The organism is Pseudarthrobacter equi, assembly GCF_900105535.1.
GTDB lineage: Bacteria > Actinomycetota > Actinomycetes > Actinomycetales > Micrococcaceae > Arthrobacter > Arthrobacter equi.
This window is the reverse complement of sequence record NZ_LT629779.1, coordinates 1,225,972-1,244,907: the sequence shown is the minus strand read 5'-3', so window position 1 is coordinate 1,244,907 and position 18,936 is coordinate 1,225,972. Positions and strand designations below refer to the sequence as shown.

16 protein-coding genes are annotated in these 18,936 nt (G+C 65.6%); 3 read left to right on the top strand and 13 right to left on the bottom strand.

What is annotated here, in order from left to right:
* Position 1 precedes the first annotated feature (1 nt).
* Together treS and BLT71_RS05695 are read right to left on the bottom strand one after the other, a co-directional pair.
* Complete coding sequence (gene treS, locus BLT71_RS05700) at positions 2-1,798, bottom strand: maltose alpha-D-glucosyltransferase (protein WP_091718340.1); 1,797 nt, start codon at positions 1,796-1,798, stop codon at positions 2-4.
* A complete protein-coding gene (locus tag BLT71_RS05695) occupies positions 1,795-3,837 on the bottom strand; it encodes an alpha-1,4-glucan--maltose-1-phosphate maltosyltransferase (protein WP_091718338.1) in 2,043 nt (680 codons plus the stop codon). Before BLT71_RS05695 ends, treS begins: the two co-directional genes overlap by 4 nt.
* Before the next feature lie 193 nt (positions 3,838-4,030).
* On the opposite strand from BLT71_RS05695, the gene glgP reads away from it, so the two are divergent.
* Positions 4,031-6,649, top strand: coding sequence for an alpha-glucan family phosphorylase (gene glgP, locus BLT71_RS05690; protein ID WP_197676731.1), 2,619 nt, complete (start codon positions 4,031-4,033; stop codon positions 6,647-6,649).
* A 73-nt stretch (positions 6,650-6,722) separates the two neighbouring features.
* Here the strand turns inward: glgP and BLT71_RS05685 are convergent, their stop codons facing one another.
* The 8 genes from BLT71_RS05685 to BLT71_RS05650 form a co-directional block, all read right to left on the bottom strand.
* The gene (locus BLT71_RS05685; protein WP_091718336.1) at positions 6,723-7,079 is read right to left on the bottom strand and encodes a barstar family protein; all 357 of its coding nucleotides are present in this window, start codon (positions 7,077-7,079) and stop codon (positions 6,723-6,725) included.
* A gap of 7 nt (positions 7,080-7,086) precedes the next feature.
* Positions 7,087-7,596, bottom strand: coding sequence for a ribonuclease domain-containing protein (locus BLT71_RS05680; RefSeq protein WP_091718334.1), 510 nt, complete (start codon positions 7,594-7,596; stop codon positions 7,087-7,089).
* A 16-nt stretch (positions 7,597-7,612) separates the two neighbouring features.
* Complete coding sequence (gene glgX, locus BLT71_RS05675; RefSeq protein ID WP_091718332.1) at positions 7,613-9,724, bottom strand: glycogen debranching protein GlgX; 2,112 nt, start codon at positions 9,722-9,724, stop codon at positions 7,613-7,615.
* 165 nt (positions 9,725-9,889) lie between these two features.
* Positions 9,890-10,879, bottom strand: a complete 990-nt coding sequence (gene rlmB / locus BLT71_RS05670; RefSeq protein WP_056076531.1) for a 23S rRNA (guanosine(2251)-2'-O)-methyltransferase RlmB — start codon at positions 10,877-10,879, stop codon at positions 9,890-9,892.
* Between the two features lie 91 nt (positions 10,880-10,970).
* Complete coding sequence (gene cysS, locus BLT71_RS05665; RefSeq protein WP_091718330.1) at positions 10,971-12,437, bottom strand: cysteine--tRNA ligase; 1,467 nt, start codon at positions 12,435-12,437, stop codon at positions 10,971-10,973.
* Between the two features lie 23 nt (positions 12,438-12,460).
* Positions 12,461-12,961 carry a 2-C-methyl-D-erythritol 2,4-cyclodiphosphate synthase gene (gene ispF, locus BLT71_RS05660; protein ID WP_172829910.1) on the bottom strand — a complete coding sequence of 167 codons (501 nt, stop codon included), beginning with the start codon at positions 12,959-12,961 and terminating at the stop codon, positions 12,461-12,463.
* Positions 12,962-12,972: 11 nt separating this feature from the next.
* Positions 12,973-13,755 (bottom strand): 2-C-methyl-D-erythritol 4-phosphate cytidylyltransferase, encoded by a 783-nt coding sequence (ispD, locus tag BLT71_RS05655; RefSeq protein WP_091718326.1) that lies wholly within the window; start codon positions 13,753-13,755, stop codon positions 12,973-12,975.
* Between the two features lie 120 nt (positions 13,756-13,875).
* Positions 13,876-14,358, bottom strand: a complete 483-nt coding sequence (locus BLT71_RS05650) for a CarD family transcriptional regulator (RefSeq protein WP_011690592.1) — start codon at positions 14,356-14,358, stop codon at positions 13,876-13,878.
* A 272-nt stretch (positions 14,359-14,630) separates the two neighbouring features.
* On the opposite strand from BLT71_RS05650, the gene BLT71_RS05645 reads away from it, so the two are divergent.
* The gene (locus tag BLT71_RS05645) at positions 14,631-15,173 is read left to right on the top strand and encodes a hypothetical protein (protein ID WP_091718324.1); all 543 of its coding nucleotides are present in this window, start codon (positions 14,631-14,633) and stop codon (positions 15,171-15,173) included.
* A 120-nt stretch (positions 15,174-15,293) separates the two neighbouring features.
* On the opposite strand, the gene BLT71_RS05640 is transcribed toward BLT71_RS05645, so the two are convergent.
* Both BLT71_RS05640 and BLT71_RS05635 read right to left on the bottom strand, forming a co-directional pair.
* Positions 15,294-15,974 carry a response regulator transcription factor gene (locus BLT71_RS05640; RefSeq protein WP_056076541.1) on the bottom strand — a complete coding sequence of 227 codons (681 nt, stop codon included), beginning with the start codon at positions 15,972-15,974 and terminating at the stop codon, positions 15,294-15,296.
* Positions 15,971-17,230 carry a sensor histidine kinase gene (locus BLT71_RS05635; RefSeq protein WP_091718323.1) on the bottom strand — a complete coding sequence of 420 codons (1,260 nt, stop codon included), beginning with the start codon at positions 17,228-17,230 and terminating at the stop codon, positions 15,971-15,973. Before BLT71_RS05635 ends, BLT71_RS05640 begins: the two co-directional genes overlap by 4 nt.
* A 206-nt stretch (positions 17,231-17,436) precedes the next feature.
* Here BLT71_RS05635 and phoU point away from each other — a divergent pair, with 206 nt between their 5' ends.
* Positions 17,437-18,099, top strand: a complete 663-nt coding sequence (gene phoU / locus BLT71_RS05630; RefSeq protein ID WP_091723840.1) for a phosphate signaling complex protein PhoU — start codon at positions 17,437-17,439, stop codon at positions 18,097-18,099.
* 78 nt (positions 18,100-18,177) lie between these two features.
* Here the strand turns inward: phoU and BLT71_RS05625 are convergent, their stop codons facing one another.
* Complete coding sequence (locus BLT71_RS05625) at positions 18,178-18,924, bottom strand: phosphoglyceromutase (protein ID WP_091718321.1); 747 nt, start codon at positions 18,922-18,924, stop codon at positions 18,178-18,180.
* Positions 18,925-18,936: the final 12 nt, after the last annotated feature.

Sequence of the window (18,936 nt, the reverse complement as noted above, 5' to 3'; positions counted from 1 at the left end):
ATCAATTCTCTATCGACAGGATGGGCAGTGCCTGTGTATAGGGCGACGACGGACTGGACGTCGCCGACCGGAGCCGGAGCCAGAAGAAATCGTGGCTGCCGAGGGTCAGCGTCAGTGTCCCGTCGTCGTTGATCCCCGGAAAGACCTGGCCGCCGAAGACATCACGCAGTCCCCGGCCGGCGTATTCGGGCACCCGCAGCGTGGCGGCCACGGGATGCTGCGAGAGGTTGAAGGCGCAGAGGACCGTTTCGCCGTTCAATCCTGCGGAGTTACCCTCCGGCAATTCCCGGAGGTAGGCCAGGACGGCGTCGTGGTCGGCTTCGACATGTTTGAAGGCGCCGAGGCCGAAAGCCGGGTGGTTCCGGCGGACGCTGAGGATCTGGCGGGTCCAGCGAAGCAGCGATCCGGAGTGCGCGGCCTCGGCCTCCACGTTGGCCATGCTGTAGTTGTAGACCAGCGACTGGATGGGCGGCAGGTAGAGCTTTCCCGGGTCCGCGTGCGAGAAGCCCGCGTTGCGGTCGGGGTTCCACTGCATCGGTGTGCGGACGGCGTCACGGTCCTCAAGCCAGATGTTGTCGCCCATGCCGATCTCGTCCCCGTAGTACAGGAACGGGCTGCCCGGCAGAGACAGCAGCAGGGCGTTGATCAGCTCAATCTCAGCCCGCGAGTTGTCCAGCAACGGGGCCAGCCGACGGCGGATACCGATGTTGGCGCGCATGCGCGGGTCCGGCGCGTACCAGCCGAGCATCGCAGCGCGCTCGTCAGCGGTGACCATTTCGAGCGTCAGTTCATCGTGGTTGCGCAGGAAGGTGCCCCACTGGGCTCCTTCCGGGATGTCCGGAGTGTCGCGCATGGTCTCGATAATGGGCGCGGCCTTCTGGTCCCGGAGCGCATAGTAGAGCCGCGGCATGATGGGGAAGTGGAACGCCATGTGGCACTCCGGCTCCTCCTCCGTCCCGAAATACTCCACTACCTCGTTGGGCGGCTGGTTGGCCTCGGCGATGATGACGCGGCCGGGGTAGCTTTCGTCCACCATGGCGCGCAGTTTACGCAGGAAATCATGGGTAGCCGGAAGGTTCTCGCAGTTGGTCCCTTCCTCTTCGAACAGGTAAGGGATGGCGTCCGCGCGGAACCCGTCGATGCCCTGGTCCAACCAGAACCGCACTACGTCGAAGAGCGCCTCAATGACCTTGGGATTTTCGAAGTTCAGGTCAGGCTGGTGGCTGAAGAACCGGTGCCAAAAGAACTGCCGGCGGATGGGATCGAACGTCCAGTTCGATTCCTCGGTGTCGACGAAGATGATGCGGGCGTCCTGGTACTTTTCGTCGGTGTCGCTCCACACGTAGAAATCGCCGTACGGGCCGTCGGGGTCCTTGCGGGATTCCTGGAACCAGGGGTGCTGGTCCGAGGTGTGGTTCAGCGGCAGGTCGATGATCACCCGCACTCCCCTGGCATGCGCCTCGGCCACCAGCCGCTTGAAGTCGCTGATGGTCCCGAACTCGTCCAGTACGGAGTTGTAGTCCGAGATGTCGTAGCCGCCGTCCCGCAGGGGTGACTGGAAGAACGGCGGCAGCCACAGGCAATCCACGCCCAGCCATTGAAGGTAGTCGAGCCTGTCGATGAGGCCGGAGAAATCCCCGGAGCCGTCACCGTTGGCATCCGCAAAAGCCCGTACCAGCACCTCATAGAAAACGGCTTTCCGGTACCACAGCGGATCATGCTGGAGGCCCGGAGCATTCAGCTCAAACGTGCTTTTGGGCGTGAAGTGCTGGCCGGAACTTTGCGGATTGAAACTCACCGAGGCATTCTCCTGACGCTCAGGATGTGTGCCGGCTCCACGTGCGGGTCAAGGCGGACGTAGTTGAACTCGCCCCATTCCCAGCTTTCGCCGGAGATGAGGTCGTCAACGAAGAAGCCGCCGCCCGGGGTGATGTCCTGCGGGTCCAGTTCCAGGGCCGCCAGGTCCAGGGCTACGCTGCATTCCTTGGTGACATGCGGGTCCACGTTGACCACCACAATGAGGGTGTCCTTGGAACCGTCTGCCAGCGTCTTGTGCTTGGAGTAGACCACTGTGGAGTCGTCGGTGCTCTGGTGGACCGTGAGGTTCTGCAGGTCCTGGAGTGCCGGATGGTCACGGCGAAGGTGGTTCAGCCGCGTGATGAACGGTGCCAGGGTCCGGCCGGACTCGGCGGCAGCATCCCAGTCGCGGGCCTTGTATTCGAACTTCTCGTTATCGATGTACTCCTCCGCCCCGGGGCGGGCCACGTGTTCGTACAGTTCGTAGCCGGCGTACACGCCCCACAGCGGGCTGGCCGTCGACGCGAGGACAGCCTTGATCTTGAAGGCCGCCGGTCCGCCGTACTGGAGGTATTCGGTGAGGATGTCCGGGGTGTTGACGAAGAAGTTGGGCCGGAAGTACGCCGGGGACTCGTGGCTGACCTCGTGGAAGTACTCTTCGATTTCCTTCTTGGTGTTGCGCCACGTGAAGTACGTGTAGGACTGCTGGAAGCCTGCCCTGCCCAGCGCGTGCATCATCGCGGGGCGGGTGAAGGCCTCAGCCAGGAACACCACGCCGGGAACCGTTTTGTTAACTTCGGCAATGAGCCATTCCCAGAACCACACGGGTTTGGTGTGGGGGTTATCGACGCGGAAAATCTTTACTCCGTGGCTGATCCACAACAACACAATCCGCAGAATTTCGTTGGAAAGCCCCTCGGGGTCATTATCGAAATTGAGCGGGTAAATGTCCTGGTACTTCTTGGGCGGATTTTCGGCATAGGCAATGCTGCCGTCAACACGGGTGGTGAACCATTCGGGGTGCGCTGCTACCCAGGGGTGGTCCGGCGCCGCCTGCAGCGCCAGGTCCAGCGCCACTTCCAGGCCCAGCTCGTTGGCCCGGGCCACGAAGGCGTCAAAGTCCTCGAAGGAGCCGAGGTCCGGATGGATGGCGTCGTGTCCGCCCTCGGCGGCGCCAATGGCCCACGGGGAGCCGGGATCGTGCGGGCCCGCGACAAGGGTGTTGTTGGGGCCCTTCCGGTGCTGCACGCCGATCGGGTGGATGGGCGGCATGTAGATGACGTCAAAGCCCATGCCGGCGACGGCGTCGAGCCGGCGGGCGGCCGTGCGGAAGTTGCCGGATGTCCAGGCACCGGTGTTGTGGTCCTTGACGGCGCCCTCGGACCGCGGGAAGAACTCGTACCAGGAGCCGCGGCCGGCGCGGTCGCGCTCCACCAGGAGGGGGTGCTTTTCAGAAACGGTGACCAGTTCCCGGATGGGCTGGTGTGCCACAACCCCGGCAACATCGTGGCCGAACCCGGCGGCGAGGCGTTCCTCGGTACTGAGGGACTGGTCAGCCAGCTTGGCGGCGGCGTCGCGCAGGACGCCCCTGTCCCATTCGCTCCGGAAGTCCTCGGCGGACGCTTCCCGCAGCAGTGCGGCACCTTCGGCGAGCATGAGCTCGACGTCGATGCCCGCCGCAATCTTCACCTCAGCGTTGTGGTGCCAGGTGCCGTAGCGGTCATGCCACGCCTCAATGACGAATGACCAGTTGCCCGGTTCCGACGGCGTGAGGATACCTTCCCAGCGGTCGGTTCCCATGCCCCGTTCCCCGCGTGGAGCCGCCAGCCGAACGCGCTGGCGCTCGGCACCGGACGGATCCAGCAGCACGGCGCTGACGCCAAGCTGGTCATGGCCCTCACGGAACGAGGTGGCACCCACGACGATTCCTTCGCCGGGCAGCGCCTTGGCGGGAAACTTCCCGCCTTCGACGACTGGCTGAACGGCAGTGATCGGAAAACGTCCGAACCGGAGTCCGTCGGTGATCTGTCCCTTGGGCATTTTCTTTGATGCGGCACTGGTTACTGAGTTAGTCGTCACAGGCTCGACGTTAGCGAGAAATGGCGAAGATTGCTAAGCCTGCGCACTGTATTTTGTTGTGCCGCGCTTCATTTGCTTCGCGTCCCCTGTCATTTACGCAAAAGAAACCTAAAGCTGGTTACAGCCGCGGGGGTTGTCCGTTAGTGTGACGCAGGTGAAGGCAATCCGCAGGTTTACGGTCCGTACAGTCCTCCCAGAACCCATCCGGCCCCTGGCCCGGCTGGCCAGCAATTTGCGCTGGTCCTGGCACCGCCCCACCCGCGAACTCTTCGCGGGTCTCAACCCCGCGCTGTGGCAGGAAAGCGGCCAGGACCCGGTGGGCTTCCTGGGCATGGTCAGCCGCGAGGAGTTCCAGCAACTGGCTGCCAACCAGGCAGTGGTGGAGAAGGTGCGGGCGGCCGAGGCGGACCTTAACCGCTACCTTGAGGAGCCCCGCTGGTACCAGGGACTCGGACCGGACGCTCCTGCCTCCATCGCGTATTTTTCGCCCGAGTTCGGCATCACCGAAGTCCTGCCCCAGTACTCCGGCGGCCTCGGCATCCTGGCCGGCGACCACCTGAAGGCGGCCTCGGACCTAGGCGTTCCGCTGATCGGCGTGGGCCTGCTGTACCAGGCCGGCTACTTCAAGCAGTCCCTCTCCCGGGATGCGTGGCAGCAGGAAACCTACCCCGTGCTGGATCCTGACGGCCTGCCCCTCACACTGCTCCGCGAGCCCTCCCCGGACGGCAACGGCAAGGCCGTCCAGGTCTCGTTGCCGCTCCCCAACGGCCGGCGCCTGCTGGCACACATCTGGCGCGCCGACGTCGGACGCGTCCCCCTCCTGCTCCTCGACTCCAACGTCCCGGGTAACGACGACGCCGCCCGCAGCATCACCGACCGGCTCTACGGCGGCGGCGGCGATCACCGGCTCCAGCAGGAACTGCTGCTGGGCATGGGCGGCGTGAAGGCGCTGCGGGCGTTCCAGAAGCTGACTGGCACGGCGGCTCCGGAAGTGTTCCACACCAATGAAGGCCACGCGGGCTTCCTGGGCATCGAACGTATCCAGGAACTCATGTCCGGTGAGCAGGCATTGACGTTCGATGAAGCCCTCACGGCCGGGCGTGCTTCCACCGTCTTCACCACGCACACCCCGGTCCCGGCAGGCATCGACAGGTTCGAGATTGCCCAGATCAGCCATTTCTTCCAGGCCGGGCTGGCGCCTGACGTGCCGGTGGACCGCATCCTCGAGCTGGGCCGCGAGAACTACGAGGACGGCAACCCGTCCGTCTTCAACATGGCTGTGATGGGCCTGCGCCTGGCCCAGCGCGCCAACGGTGTGGCCAAGCTCCACGGCGAAGTGTCCCGTGGAATGTTCTCGGCACTGTGGCCGGGATTCGACCACTCCGAGGTGCCCATCACCTCGGTGACCAACGGCGTACACGTGCCCACCTGGGTGGACAGCCGGATCTCCCAGCTGGCCCGGGACCAGTTCGGCAGCGAAGCGGAGGCGAACGGCCGCTGGGACCTGGCGTACAACGTCAGCGACGCGGACGTCTGGGCGCTCCGGCGTGAGCTGCGTTCGGCCCTGGTGGACGACGTCCGCCGTCGCCTGCGCGCCGCATGGAAGAAGCGTGGCGCCGCCGATGCCGAACTGGGCTGGACCGAACACGTCCTGGACCCGGACGTACTCACCATCGGCTTTGCCCGCCGCGTTCCCACGTACAAGCGCCTGACGCTGATGCTGCGCGAACCGGAGCGGCTGAAGGCGCTGCTGCTGCACAAGGACCACCCCATCCAGCTGGTCATTGCCGGCAAATCCCACCCGGCCGATGACGCCGGCAAGAAGATGATCCAGGACCTGGTCCGGTTCACGGACGATCCCGAGGTCCGCCACCGGATCGCGTTCCTGCCGAACTACGACATCGCCATGGCGCGGACCCTGTTCCCCGGTTGCGACGTCTGGCTGAACAACCCTCTCCGGCCCCTCGAGGCCTGCGGCACGTCAGGCATGAAAGCCGCCCTGAACGGCTCGCTGAACCTGTCCGTCCTGGACGGCTGGTGGGACGAGATGTACGACGGCGAGAACGGCTGGGCCATTCCGACGGCCAACAACGGCGCATCCCCCGAAGAGCGCGACGACATCGAGGCAGCAGCCTTGTACGAGCTGCTCGAAAGCCAGGTGGCGCCGAGGTTCTACGGCAGCACGGTATCGGCGGCCGCCGGGGCAGCGGGACCTTCGACGTCGGCAGCCGAGCGGGTGCCGACGCACTGGGTGTCCATGATCAAGCACACCCTGTCCCACCTGGGCCCGGCGGTTTCGGCTGAGCGCATGCTCCGCGACTACGTCAACATCCTCTACCGCCCCGCGGCTGAGGCCGGCCGCAGCGCCAGTGCCACGGGCTACGCCCAGGCCCGGTCGCTGGCATCGTGGACGGCGAAGGTGCGCTCGGCCTGGCCGCAGGTGCATGTGGAGCATGTGGACTCGGTGGGGGTCTCCGAGGACCCGCAGATCGGCGACACCCTCCAGGTCAACGCGTACGTGGCCCTCAGCGGCCTGACCCCAGAGGACGTCTGTGTGGAGGTGGCTTACGGCAGGGCCGAGGAAAGCGACACCCTGACGGACATCACCATCATGGAACTGCACGTGAAGGAGGACCTGGGCAACGGGCGCCACCTCTTCAGCAGTTCCCTGGTCATCGACAGGTCAGGGCCGTTCGGCTACACCGTCCGCGTCCTGCCCCGGCATGAGGGACTCGCCTCGAAAGCCGAACTGGGGCTGATCGTGAACGCGTAGCATTCAGGCCATCCAGGCCGGCTGAGCATCACAACTGGAGGGAAGCCCATGGGCTTCCCTCCTGTTGTGATGTTCAGAGGAGAACGGCGGTGACCGCCAGGTCCTTGCCAGCGTAACGTTCGGCGTCCTGGAGGATTTCGCAGAGGATGCCGAACGACCTGTCGGTGCGGAACGGTGCCGCCACCTGCCAGAGGACAGTGACGGGCGGGTTGCCGTTGTCCGCAATGCTGTCCGCGAAGTCATGCAGCGAATCGTTCAGCGCGTCGAGGTTGACCCCGTAGTGTTCCGGGAAACTCAGGACCTCGCCGAAGGTTTCCAGGACCGCGCGTTTGCTGTCCGCCGGGGGGATGACCAGGCTGCGGCGGCCGGCGTCCGCCACCTGCTCCTGCAGTTCCTCGAGGGTCCAGGTGTCGCCGGAGTAGATCTTCATGGTGCTGCTAGCTGCCTTCCGTAATGAACGAGAACGATTCGTAGTGGTCGCCGGTGTAGTACTTTTCGCCGTCCGCACCGGCAACGATCCGGCGGGCGCCGCGGTCCGACTCCCCCGGAGTGGGCACAGTGTATTCGCGGTAGTAACCGCGGTCCCGGCGGGGCAGGATCCCTTCAAAGTTGCCGAAGGCCTGGTCATCCTGGCTGTAGCGGTAAGGGCCGCCTGCGCGGATCAGTGCCAGGACCCGGCGCCCTTCGTCCGGCAGCTGGGATTCCCTGATGGCCGGCAGGGCGGAGGGGTTCTTTTGGGCGGGCGCCGGCGCCGCCTGGGACGGGTGCGCTGGCGCCGGCCGGGACTGTGCCGGGGACGCGGCCGCTGATGCCGCCGCCGCGCCGGTGGTGGGCGCCGTCGTAGTGCCCTCCGTCAACTGGCCCAGGACTCCCTGGCCGCCGAAGACAAGCACTGCCACCACCACGAGGGCGGCAAGCAGCAGGGGCAGGATCTTGCGGTTGCGCATGGTCGGTTATCCCGGGCTAGGCGTTGCGGTAAATGCTGATGGAGTTGGCCTCCACCAGGTCCTTTTCACCCGAAGCCACCAGGCCGCCCTGCCGCAGTTCGTGCAGCGGGGAGGTGGTGAGCCGCAGTTCGAACATGCGGGGGCCTGTGCCTTCCGCGGCCAGCGGCGGAAGCGTGATGGTGACGTCCGAACCGGTTCCGTTCACCACTACCAGGCCAGCCAGCTCACCGTCGTCGGAGCCCAGGAGCAACTGCATCACTCGGTGCTGCGGATCGTTCCAGCGTTCCATGGACATCGGTTGGCCGTTGTGGTCGTACCAGTACAGGTAGGACTGCTCGTCCCGGACCGGGAAGTGGTGCGGCTGCGCCGCCAGGAACTCCTTGCGGAGCCGGATGTACCGCTTGGTGCTGCGGAGCATCTCATGCGATTCCGGGGTACGCGTCCAATCCACCCAGGTCAGTGCGTTGTCCTGGCAGTAGGCATTGTTGTTCCCTTGCTGGGTGCGTGCCAGTTCGTCGCCGGCGGTAATCATGGGAATGCCGAGGGAGATCATCAGCGACGCCATCATGTTCCGGCGCGACTGGGCACGCCTGGCCAGGATCTCACCGTCCTCGGTGGGCCCCTCCACGCCATGGTTGTAGCTTCGGTTGTCGCCGTGCCCGTCGCGGTTCTGTTCGCCGTTGGCTTCGTTGTGTTTCCTGTCGTAGGACACAAGGTCGTTCAGCGTGAAGCCGTCGTGGGCCGTCACGTAGTTCACTGACGCGAGGCGGGACCGGCCCGAGCCTTCGAACAGCGCAGCGGAACCGGACAGGGCGTCGGCCAGTTTTGCCACCGAGCCGCCCTGCCCACCGGCCTCCAGTGCTGCCCGGTCGGCGAGCCAGAAGGACCGGACGGAATCCCGGAAGTGGTCGTTCCAATCAACCCAGCCCATGGGGAAGCGGCCCGTCTGCCACCCGCCGTAGCCAACGTCCCACGGTTCGGCGATGAGCTTGGTGTCGGACAGGACAGGGTCAGCGGCGACGGCCACCAGGAAGGGGTGCCGGGGGTCGAACTCGTTGTCGCCGTTCCGGCACAGGGTCACTGCCAGGTCGAAGCGGAAACCATCAACGTGGAATTCGTCCACCCAGTACCGCAGTGAGTCGAGGACCAGCTGGATGACCCGGGGTTCGGCGAAGTTGAGGCTGTTTCCGCACCCGGTGGTGTCCAGGTACTTCCCGTGGCCGTCCGTCCGGTAGTAGCGGTTCTCCCCCAGCCCTCGGAAGCTGATGGTCTGCCCGTCCGCGCCGCCCTCCGCGGTGTGGTTGTAGACCACATCCAGGATGACTTCCAGTCCTGCCTCATGGAAGGCCTTGACCATGGCCTTGAACTCGTTCTGGACCGCCTGCGGTCCGGCATCCTGCGCCGCGCCCGTGGCATAGCCGGGATGCAGTGCGAAGAAGGCCGCCGTGTTGTAGCCCCAGTAATTCGTCAGGCCCAGGTCCTGCAGGTGCGGTTCGTCCAGGTGGAAATGGACCGGCAGCAGCTGCACTGACGTGATGCCAAGTCCTTTGAGGTGCTCAAGGACTGCCGGGTGCGCCATGCCCGCGTAGGTCCCGCGGAGTTCTTCGGGGACATCGGGGTGGAGCATGGTCTGCCCGCGGACGTGTGCCTCGTAGATGATGGTGTTCCGCCACGGCAGCCTCAGGCGGCTGTCCGTTCCCCAGTCAAAGTCGCCGGCCGTGCGGGCGCTGGTGAGGAGGCCGTCCCGCAGATCCACGGCCCGGCCATACGGATCCAGCAGCGGGCGGCTGCCGTCCTCGTCCAGCCCGTTGGCCGGTACCGCCACAGGCAGCGACTGTTCGCCGGAGGCAGGGCGGAAGCCATAGCGGGAGCCCGGAGGCAGGTCCGCGACGATGCCGTGGTGGACTCCGTGGGTAACGTTCGGCAGCGGCTGGACGCGCCATTCACCGCCCGGGGGCTGGTACACGATTTCCAGGCTGGGCACACCGGGGGCATAGCAGGCAACGTTGGCCCGGCCCCCGTTCCCCGGGCCGGAGCCCTCTGAATCGGGGCGCGGGACGCTGACACCGAGGGGAACCGCCGTTGAGGCGTCCATGGTGGAAGCGGTGTCGAAGAGCGGCATGACCATTAGCTAAATAGTAGCCGCCGGCGGCTACTGGCCTGCGCCAGCGTCACACATGACGCCGGCCCGGCCCCCGGACGGGAGAACCGGATGGGAGAACCGGACGGGAGGACCGCCTGGACCCCGTCCGGCAGGACCCGAATGGACCCTGCCGGGAGGAGCCCGGACTGACTACTTGGCTGCGCGCTGGCGGGAAACCTCGTACAGCGTGATGCCTACCGCCATGGACGCGTTGAGCGATTCCATGGCCGAATCGATGGGGATGGAGACGATCTGGTCGCAGTTTTCGCGGACCAGCCGGCTCAGGCCCTTGCCTTCGGAACCCACCACGATGCACACCGGTTCGGTGGCGAGGCTCAGGTCCGGCAGTGACACGTCGCCGTCGCCGTCCAGGCCCAGGACAAAGATGCCCATGTTCTTGAACTGCTTGAGGGCGCTGTTGAGGTTTGATGCCCGGGCCACCGGCACGCGGACCGCAGCGCCGGCGCTGGTCTTCCACGCCGAGGCGGTGACGCCAACGGAGCGGCGCTCCGGAACAATCACGCCGTGGCCGCTGAAGGCAGAGACGGAGCGGATGATGGCGCCGAGGTTGCGGGGGTCGGTGATGCCGTCCAGTGCCACGAACAGGGGCGCGTTGCTGACGTGCCCCTTCTTCCACTTCTCCACGGTTTCTTCGGCGAGCTCATAGGCATCGGCGTAATCGTAGGGCGGGATCTGCAGGACGAGGCCCTGGTGGACGGCGTCGTCGGTCATCCGGTCCAGTTCAGGCTTGCCGGTTTCCAGCAGCGGGATGCCGCGTTCCGCCGCCAGCTTGAGGGACTCCTTGACGCGGTCATCCATTTCGATACGGATGGCGACGTGCAGTGCCTTCGCGGGGATGCCGGCGCGGAGGGCTTCCACTACCGAGTTGCGTCCGGTGACTACTTCCTCGGTGGCGCGGCCCTTGGGGCCGGACTTGCCGGCGCCGGCGCTGCGGGCACCGGGGTTGCGTTTGGCGGCCGAGCGCTCAGCGAGCTGCTTGGACTTATGTGCCTTGTGGTACGGACGGTCCTCCGCCTTGGGCGTGGGGCCCTTGCCTTCCAGGGCCTTGCGGCCATGGCCACCGGTCCCGATGGTTGGGCCCTTCTTCGCTTTAACCGATCGGCGACCATTGTTGGCCATGATGTTCCACCCTTGATTGTGTTGACTGAGTCCGGCTACCAGTCTACTGACCGAAGAAAAATCGGGTTCCCGGGCTTTTGGGTCCCGGCGCTCAATCCCGTTTCAAACTCCACGTGGCACCGTCCGGACCGTCCTCCACCACCACGCCGGCCTCGTTGAGCGTGTCGCGGATGGCATCGGAGGCTGCCCAGTCCTTCCCGGCGCGGGCGGTGGCACGGGCGGCAAGCTGCGCCTCCACCAGGACAGCCAGTGCCTCGGCTTCGCGGGTGCTGGTTTTTTCCGAGCCGGCGACGGCGTTGAGCCCCAGCACGTCGGTCATGATGACGACGGCGTACATCGCCTTCCGTGCGGAGTCGTCATCGCCGTCGGCAAGGGCGGTGTTTCCTGCCCGCACCGTCTCATGCAGTGCCGCCAGGGCGCGGGGGACGTTCAGGTCGTCATCCATCGCGGCGTAAAAGGCCTCAACGCTGCCCGTTGAGGGGCCGTACTCCCCTGCCACGAAGCCGAAGTCGGTGCCGAAGCGCGCCACGGCCTTCGCCAGGAACCCATCGATGCGTTCGACGGCGGCAGCGGCCTCCTGGAGGGATGTGGGGCGGTAGTCCAGGATCGACCGGTAGTGGGCTTGGCCGAGGTAGTACCGCACCACGCGGGGCGAGGCGAGCTTCAGCATTTCGCCGGGGCTGATGGTGTTGCCGATGGACTTGGACATTTTTTCACCCTCGTAGGTGACCATGCCGTTGTGCATCCAGAAGTTGGCGAACCCGTGCCCGGCGGCCTGCGACTGCGCCATCTCGTTTTCGTGGTGCGGGAACCGCAGGTCCAGGCCGCCGCCGTGGATGTCGAATTCGGTGCCAAGGTACTTGGTCACCATCGCCGAGCATTCCAGGTGCCAGCCGGGGCGGCCCGCACCCCAGGGCGACGCCCAGCTGGCGGTGGCAGGTTCGCCCTCTTTGGAACCCTTCCACAGCGCAAAGTCGCGGGGGTCCCGCTTACCCCGGGGGTCGGCGTCGGGTGCCGCCTGCATGTCATCAATGTTCTGCCGCGTCAGGGCACCGTATTTGCTCCACGAACGCACGTCGAAGTACACATCGCCGGAATCATCGAGCGCCGGATAGGCGTGGCCGCGGTCGATCAGTTGCTGGATCAGGGCGTGCATTTCCGGGATGTGGCCAGTGGCCCTGGGTTCGTAGGTGGGGCGGGAGACCCCCAGGGCGTCGTAGGCCTTGAGGAATTCCTGCTCGTAGCGGTAGGCCAGCGCCCACCATTCCTCGCCCGGAACCTCGCCCGGTTCGGGCTGAAATCCGGAGGCGAAGGATGCCTCTGACTTGGCGAGGATCTTGTCGTCAATGTCCGTGACGTTGCGGACCACCGTGACCCGCAGCCCGCGGTGGGTGAGCCAGCGGGTCAACTGGTCGAACGCAATGGCGGAACGGATGTGGCCGACGTGGGGCATGCCCTGCACGGTAGCCCCGCAGTAGTAGAGGCTGGCCCTTCCGGCTACGAGGGGGACGAAGTTCCGGACTTCGGCGGAGGCAGTGTCATAGAAGCGCAGGGTCACCGCTCCAGATTAGCCGATGCCTATTAGCCGATGGACTCGGAAAGGCGCGGATACACCAGGGCGGTGGCCACAGCGGAGATCCCTTCGCCGCGGCCCGTGAATCCGAGGCCGTCGCTGGTGGTGGCAGTGACGCTGACCGGGGCGCCGGCAGCGTCAGAGAGGACCTGCTGCGATTCCTCGCGGCGGGGACCGAACTTGGGACGGTTGGCCACGAACTGCACGGCGATGTTGCCGATCTCAAATCCTGCCGCCCGGACGATCCGCGCAGCCTCAGCGAGCAGGGTTACCCCCGATGCCCCGGCGAACTCGGGCCGGTCGGTGCCGAAATGGGTCCCGAGGTCACCGACGCCGGCGGCCGAGAACAGCGCGTCGGCGGCGGCGTGGGCTACCGGGTCGCCGTCCGAGTGTCCGGCAAGGCCACGCTCGCCCGGCCAGAGGAGGCCGCCCACCCAGAGTTGGCGTGCTTCCCCTTCCGCAGCGAAAGCGTGGACGTCCAGCCCAATTCCCGTGCGGGGAATGATCATGCCCTCCCCGTTCATCCCTCCACCCACCGGGCTCCGAGGGGACCTTCCAGGAGCCCTTCGGCGAAGATGAGGTCCAAGGGCGTGGTGATCTTCAGTGACTGGGTGGAACCGCGCACCACGTAGACGTCGGTACCGGTCATCTCGACGAGCATCGCATCATCAGTGACCGCGGCGGCTTCCGCCGGTTCCAGCGCCTGCGCTGCTTGGTGGGCGCGCCGCAGGGTCTCCGCGCGGAAGCCCTGCGGCGTTTGTACGGCGCGAAGGTTTTCGCGGGCCGCGGTCCCGGCCACCATTTCGGGCGCGACGGCGTGGTCCCCGGCGGGCGTGGGCGTCACGGTCTTGACGGTGTCCACCATGGGGACGGCAGGGATGACAGCCTCGGCCCCGGCCGCGAGTGCGTCGACGACGCGGTGGAAGACCCCTTCCGGGGCGAGCGCCCTGGCGGCATCGTGCACCAGGACAGCGTCGATGCCGTCCATCAGGGCGCCGATGCCCTGCCGGACCGAGTCCGCGCGGGTGGGGCCGCCGTCGACGACGGTCAGGAGCGGGCCGCCGTCGGCCAGTTCTTCCCGGAAGGCGTCGCAAAGGGAGCGCAGGCCGTCGTCGCCTTCAGGCAGGACCACGCAGACCTGGGTGGACACGCCGGATGCGACGATGCCCCGGAGGGCATGCATCAGGATGGTTTCGCCGCCCAGGGGCACGGCTGCTTTGGGCATGCCGTAGCCGAGCCGCTGGCCCGAACCTGCAGCCACCAGGATCACCGCGGTGACCGGGCGGGTTGGTGTTTCGCTCATGCGGACTAGCCTACGTCCCACGTGCCTGATGCGTCCCGACGCAGTCACCGGGGGCTCGCCGGGGTGTTTTTGGACAAAAAGAAACCCCGGCCGCACTTCCGTGCTGCCGGGGCTCAATTCTTAGGAAGCCAGGACCTCGTCGAGAACGCTTGCTGCCTTCTCCTCGTCGGTCTTTTCGGCCAGCGCCAGTTCTGAGATCAGAATCTGCCGTGCCTTGGCCAGCATTCGCTTTTCGCCTGCGGAAAGGCCCCGGTCGTGATCCCGGCGCCAAAGATCGCGGACGACCTCTGCCACCTTGATGACGTCACCGGAAGCAAGCTTCTCCAGATTTGCCTTGTACCTGCGTGACCAGTTGGTGGGCTCTTCGGTGAACTCGGCACGGAGCACATCAAACACGTGCTCCAGGCCTTCCTTGCCCACTACGTCCCGGACCCCAACAAGGTCAACGTTTTCTGCTGGAACTTCAATGGTCAGATCACCCTGAGCCACCTTGAGCTTGAGATACATTTTCTCTTCGCCCTTGATGGTGCGCATCTTGATTTCTTCAATCTTCGCAGCACCGTGGTGAGGGTAAACTACTGTCTCGCCGACCTCAAATACCATGTGGACATTTCCCCTTTCCCGGAGACAAGTTTATCACGATTCAGGCATATGACCGGCCGCGGAAAGAGCCCCCAACCGCAGAAATACGCGGAAAATCGGCCCAATCGACCCCCTCCACCCCCTTGACGAACGCAGATAATAGTGCATCGCGCAGGCGCTGCCAAGGATGATGTGACGCTCTCGAATCCGCGTTTGAGCCCCTTTGCGGATAGGCTATGGGCTGAATAATGTTTCAAGACTCTCGAGGAGTACGTGACGTGCGTTTCACTGCGATGAACCGGGCCCGGCGGGGCAAGATGGCACTGACGGCCGCCGTTGTAGGCGTGGGCCTGCTGACCGCGGGCTGCGGCTACATCACGCCCCAGCAGACAAACCATCAGTACTCCGCTTCGGACGGCATCCGCGCCGACCTCGGCCCGCTGAAGCTCCGGAACATCCTCATCGTCTCCTCGGGTGAGGACCAGCCGGGCCGCGTCATCGGCGCCGTGTACAACTCCTCGTCCAAGGACGTGAAGCTGACCATGAAGGGCGCGGAGGGATCGCAGACCGAAGTTGCCGTAAAGGCGAACTCGTACACGCTGCTCAACGACACCACTGACGAGGCCATCCTTAGCACCACCGGCGGCAAGGCCGGCTCACTGGTTGATGTCCAGGTCAGCGAAGACGGCACCAACGTGAACAGCACCGTGCGCGTTCCCGTCCTGGACACCACACTGCCCGAGTACAAGGAGTACCTGCCGTCCGGCAGCACGCCGTCGCCGAGCACCTCGGCAACGCCTTCTCCGTCCGCTTCGGAGAGCGCAGCAGGCCACTAGCACGCGGCTGAAGCACTTCAGCAGAACAGCAAAAGGGAGGGACCGTCCGGTCCCTCCCTTTTTGCTGCCCAACCTTGTCCCTGGCCTACCAGCGATGCGCGTCGGATGCGGCCAGGAAACCTACGGCTCGAACTTGTAGCCCAGGCCGCGCACGGTCACCAGGAACCGGGGCGCAGAGGGGTCGGGTTCGATCTTCCCGCGCAGCCGCTTGACGTGGACGTCCAGGGTCTTGGTGTCCCCCACATAATCGGAGCCCCAGACCCTGTCGATCAGCTGGCCACGGGTCAGTACCCGGCCGGAGTTGCGCAGCAGCATCTCCAGGAGCTCGAACTCCTTCAGCGGGAGCAGTACCTGCTCGCCGTCCACGCTCACCACATGGCGTTCAATGTCCATCCGGACCGGTCCGGCCTGGACGGTGGAGGAAATCAGTTCCTCGGGCTCGCCCTGGCGACGCAGTACGGCCCGGACCCGGGCCACCAGTTCGCGCGAGGAATACGGCTTGGTGACGTAGTCGTCCGCGCCGAGCTCCAGGCCCACCACCTTGTCGATCTCGGAGTCCTTGGCGGTCAGCATGATTACCGGGACGGTTGACCGCTGCCGGAGCTGCCTGCAGACCTCGGTGCCGGACAGGCCGGGAAGCTGGAGGTCCAGCAGCACCAGGTCGGCGCCGTTGCGGTCAAACTCGGTGATGGCATCGAGGCCGTTGTCCACGACCTCCACCTCAAACCCTTCCTTGCCCAGCAAATAGGACAAAGGATCGCTGAACGACTCCTCGTCCTCCACAATCAGAATCCTGCTCAAGCGCTAGCTCCTCGTTCTTTAGCGCCGGCGGCGCGGGGTAGTGGGGTGACGGCGGGCTGTTCGGCCGCCTGTCCTGCCGGCCCCGTTGCCGGGACAGTTGCGGACGGAAGGTCGGTGTCGCCGTCGGGCCCTGCCTCAGGCCCTTCCATCTCGGGAAGCCGGAGCGTGAAGGTGGAACCCTGGCCCGGCTGGGACCACAGCGTCACCTCGCCGCCGTGGTTGGAGGCGACGTGCTTGACGATGCTCAGGCCGAGGCCCGTGCCGCCGGTGTGGCGGGACCGGGCGGCGTCCACGCGGTAGAACCGTTCAAAGACCCGTTCCTGGTCCTCGGCACTGAGGCCCTCGCCCTGGTCCGTCACCGAAATGGAAACCAGGCCTTCCTTGGAGCGGACGCCGATGCCCACGCGGGTGTTTGGCGGTGAGTACCGGATGGCGTTGTCGATCAGGTTGCGCAGCGCGGTGACCAGGAGGTCCTGGTCACCGAAAACCTTCTCCTCGGTGCGGCCACCCACCACGATGGTGATGTTCTTGCTTTCGGCCGGCAGCTGGGACCGGTCAACGGCCTCGGCGATCACGGCGTTGACGTCTACGGGACCGCCCTGCTGGACCACGCTGGCGCCCTGCAGGCGGGAGAGTTCGATGATGTCCTGCACCAGCGCGGCCAGGCGGCCGGACTCCTTATGCATGCGTTTGGCGAAGCGGCGGACTGCCAGTTCGTCATCGGCCGAGGATTCCAGCGCTTCGGCGAGCAGGGAGATGGCGCCTACGGGCGTCTTCAGTTCATGGGAAACGTTGGCCACGAAGTCGTTGCGGATTTCCTCGGTCCTGGTGATCTCCGTGCGGTCATCGGCCAGGAGGAGGATATATTCCTCACCCAGCATGGCTGCCCGCACCTGGACGATGATGGTTCCCTGCCCCAGCGGGCCGCGCGGCAGCTCAAGCTTCTTTTCGAGGATTACGCCGTCCCGCCGTACGCCCGCCGTCATGTCCAGCAGTTCCTTGTGGACCACCGTGTGGCCGCGGACCAGGCCGTAGGCGTAGGCGGCGGGACTTGCCCGGACCACACCGTCCACGGCGTCCACCACCACAAAAGCGCGTCCGACGACGGCCAGCACCTCGGCGGCACCGTCCGGCAGTCCCGGCTCGTCTCCGTCCATGTCCAGCAGCTGGCGCTGCTTTTCGCTGACCCGGTAGGCGAGCACACCGAACGTGCCCAGCGCCAGGCCGACGAGGCCCGCGATCAGGCCGATGAACATTGGATCCACAGGTCCACCTTATGCTCTTGCCAATGGCCTGACGGCGCGTCCGGGCCCCCTGCGCCCACGGTTCAACTAACGTTCACCTGCAAGGGATCAACCGTTCACCGGATGCTGGCAGAGTATCCAGTTGGACTGCCGAATGGCGACACGATTCCTGCTGCCCTTGTGCGGGCGTGCGGGAGTTCCAAGGAAAGGACGCCGACGTGCGTAAGGTTTTTCAGGAAGAACTCACCCAGGTCGGTGACCAGCTGGTGGAGATCTCCCGGCTGGTCAGCGAAGCGATAGACAAGGCCACCACTTCATTCGAGGTGGCGGACGTGGACCTCGCCCAGGACGTCATTGCCGCCGATGCGCGGATCGACTTCCTGCAGAACAGCCTCGACGAGCGGGCCATCGACATCCTCGCCCTCCAGGGCCCGGTGGCCAGCGACCTGCGCATGATCGTGGGATCACTGCGGATGAGCGCCTCCCTCGAGCGGATGGGTGACCTCGCCCGGCACATCGCGCAGCTGGCGCGCCTCCGTTTCCCGTCCACCGTGATTCCGGCTTCGATGACCGGAACGTTCAAGCAGATGGCGGAGCTGGACCAGGTCATCGCCGACAAGCTGGCCGTCCTCCTGGAGACCCGTGACCTGGAGGTGGCCCGGGACATCATGAAGGCCAATACCGCCATCAACGATCTGCACCTCAGCGTGTTCAAGGCCATCGCCGCACCTGAGTGGGCCGAGTCGCCCGCCACCACTGTGGACGTGGCACTGGCCAGCCGCTACTTCGAGCGTTTCGCCGACCACGGTGTCTCCGTTGCCCAGAAGGTCAGCTACCTGGTGACCGGCGCCTGGCAGCCGAACGCCACCGAACACATCTGAGCCCCGGCTCCCCCACGTACATACGACGGCGGGCTGGTCACCTAAGGTGACCAGCCCGTCGTCGTTGATTCTGCTGCTCTATTTCTTGCCCTGGTTGGCTACGGCCAGGATGGCCTGCTCGGCGGCCTCAGGGTCGAGGTAGGTGCCGCCCGGCTTGACCGGCTGGAAGTCGTCATCCAGCTCGTAGACCAGCGGGATGCCGGTGGGGATGTTGAGGCCGGCGATGGCTTCGTCGCTGATGCCGTCAAGGTGCTTAACGAGCGCGCGCAGGGAGTTGCCGTGGGCCGTGACCAGGACGGTCTTGCCCGCCTTCAGGTCAGCCTTGATGTCGGATTCCCAGTACGGCAGGATCCGGACCAGGACGTCCTTCAGGCACTCGGTGCGCGGCAGGGCGTCGCCAAGGTCCGCGTAGCGCGGATCGTGTGCCTGGCTGAATTCGCTGTTGTCATCCAGGGGCGGCGGCGGGGTGTCGTAGGAGCGGCGCCATTCCATGAACTGCTCTTCACCGTATTCGGCCAGCGTCTGGGCCTTGTCCTTGCCCTGCAGCGCACCGTAGTGCCGTTCGTTCAGGCGCCAGTCGCGCTTGACCGGGATCCAGCCGCGGTCGGCCTTGTCCAGGGCGATGTTGGCGGTGTTGATGGCCCGCTTCAGCAAGGACGTGTACAGAACGTCGGGGAGGATGTTGTTCTCCACCAGCAGCTCGCCGCCGCGTGCTGCTTCCCCGCGGCCCTGGTCGTTCAGGTCAACGTCCACCCAGCCGGTGAACAGGTTCTTGGCGTTCCATTCGCTGTGGCCGTGGCGCAGCAGAATCAGCTTGTAAGTCATGATTTTCATCCT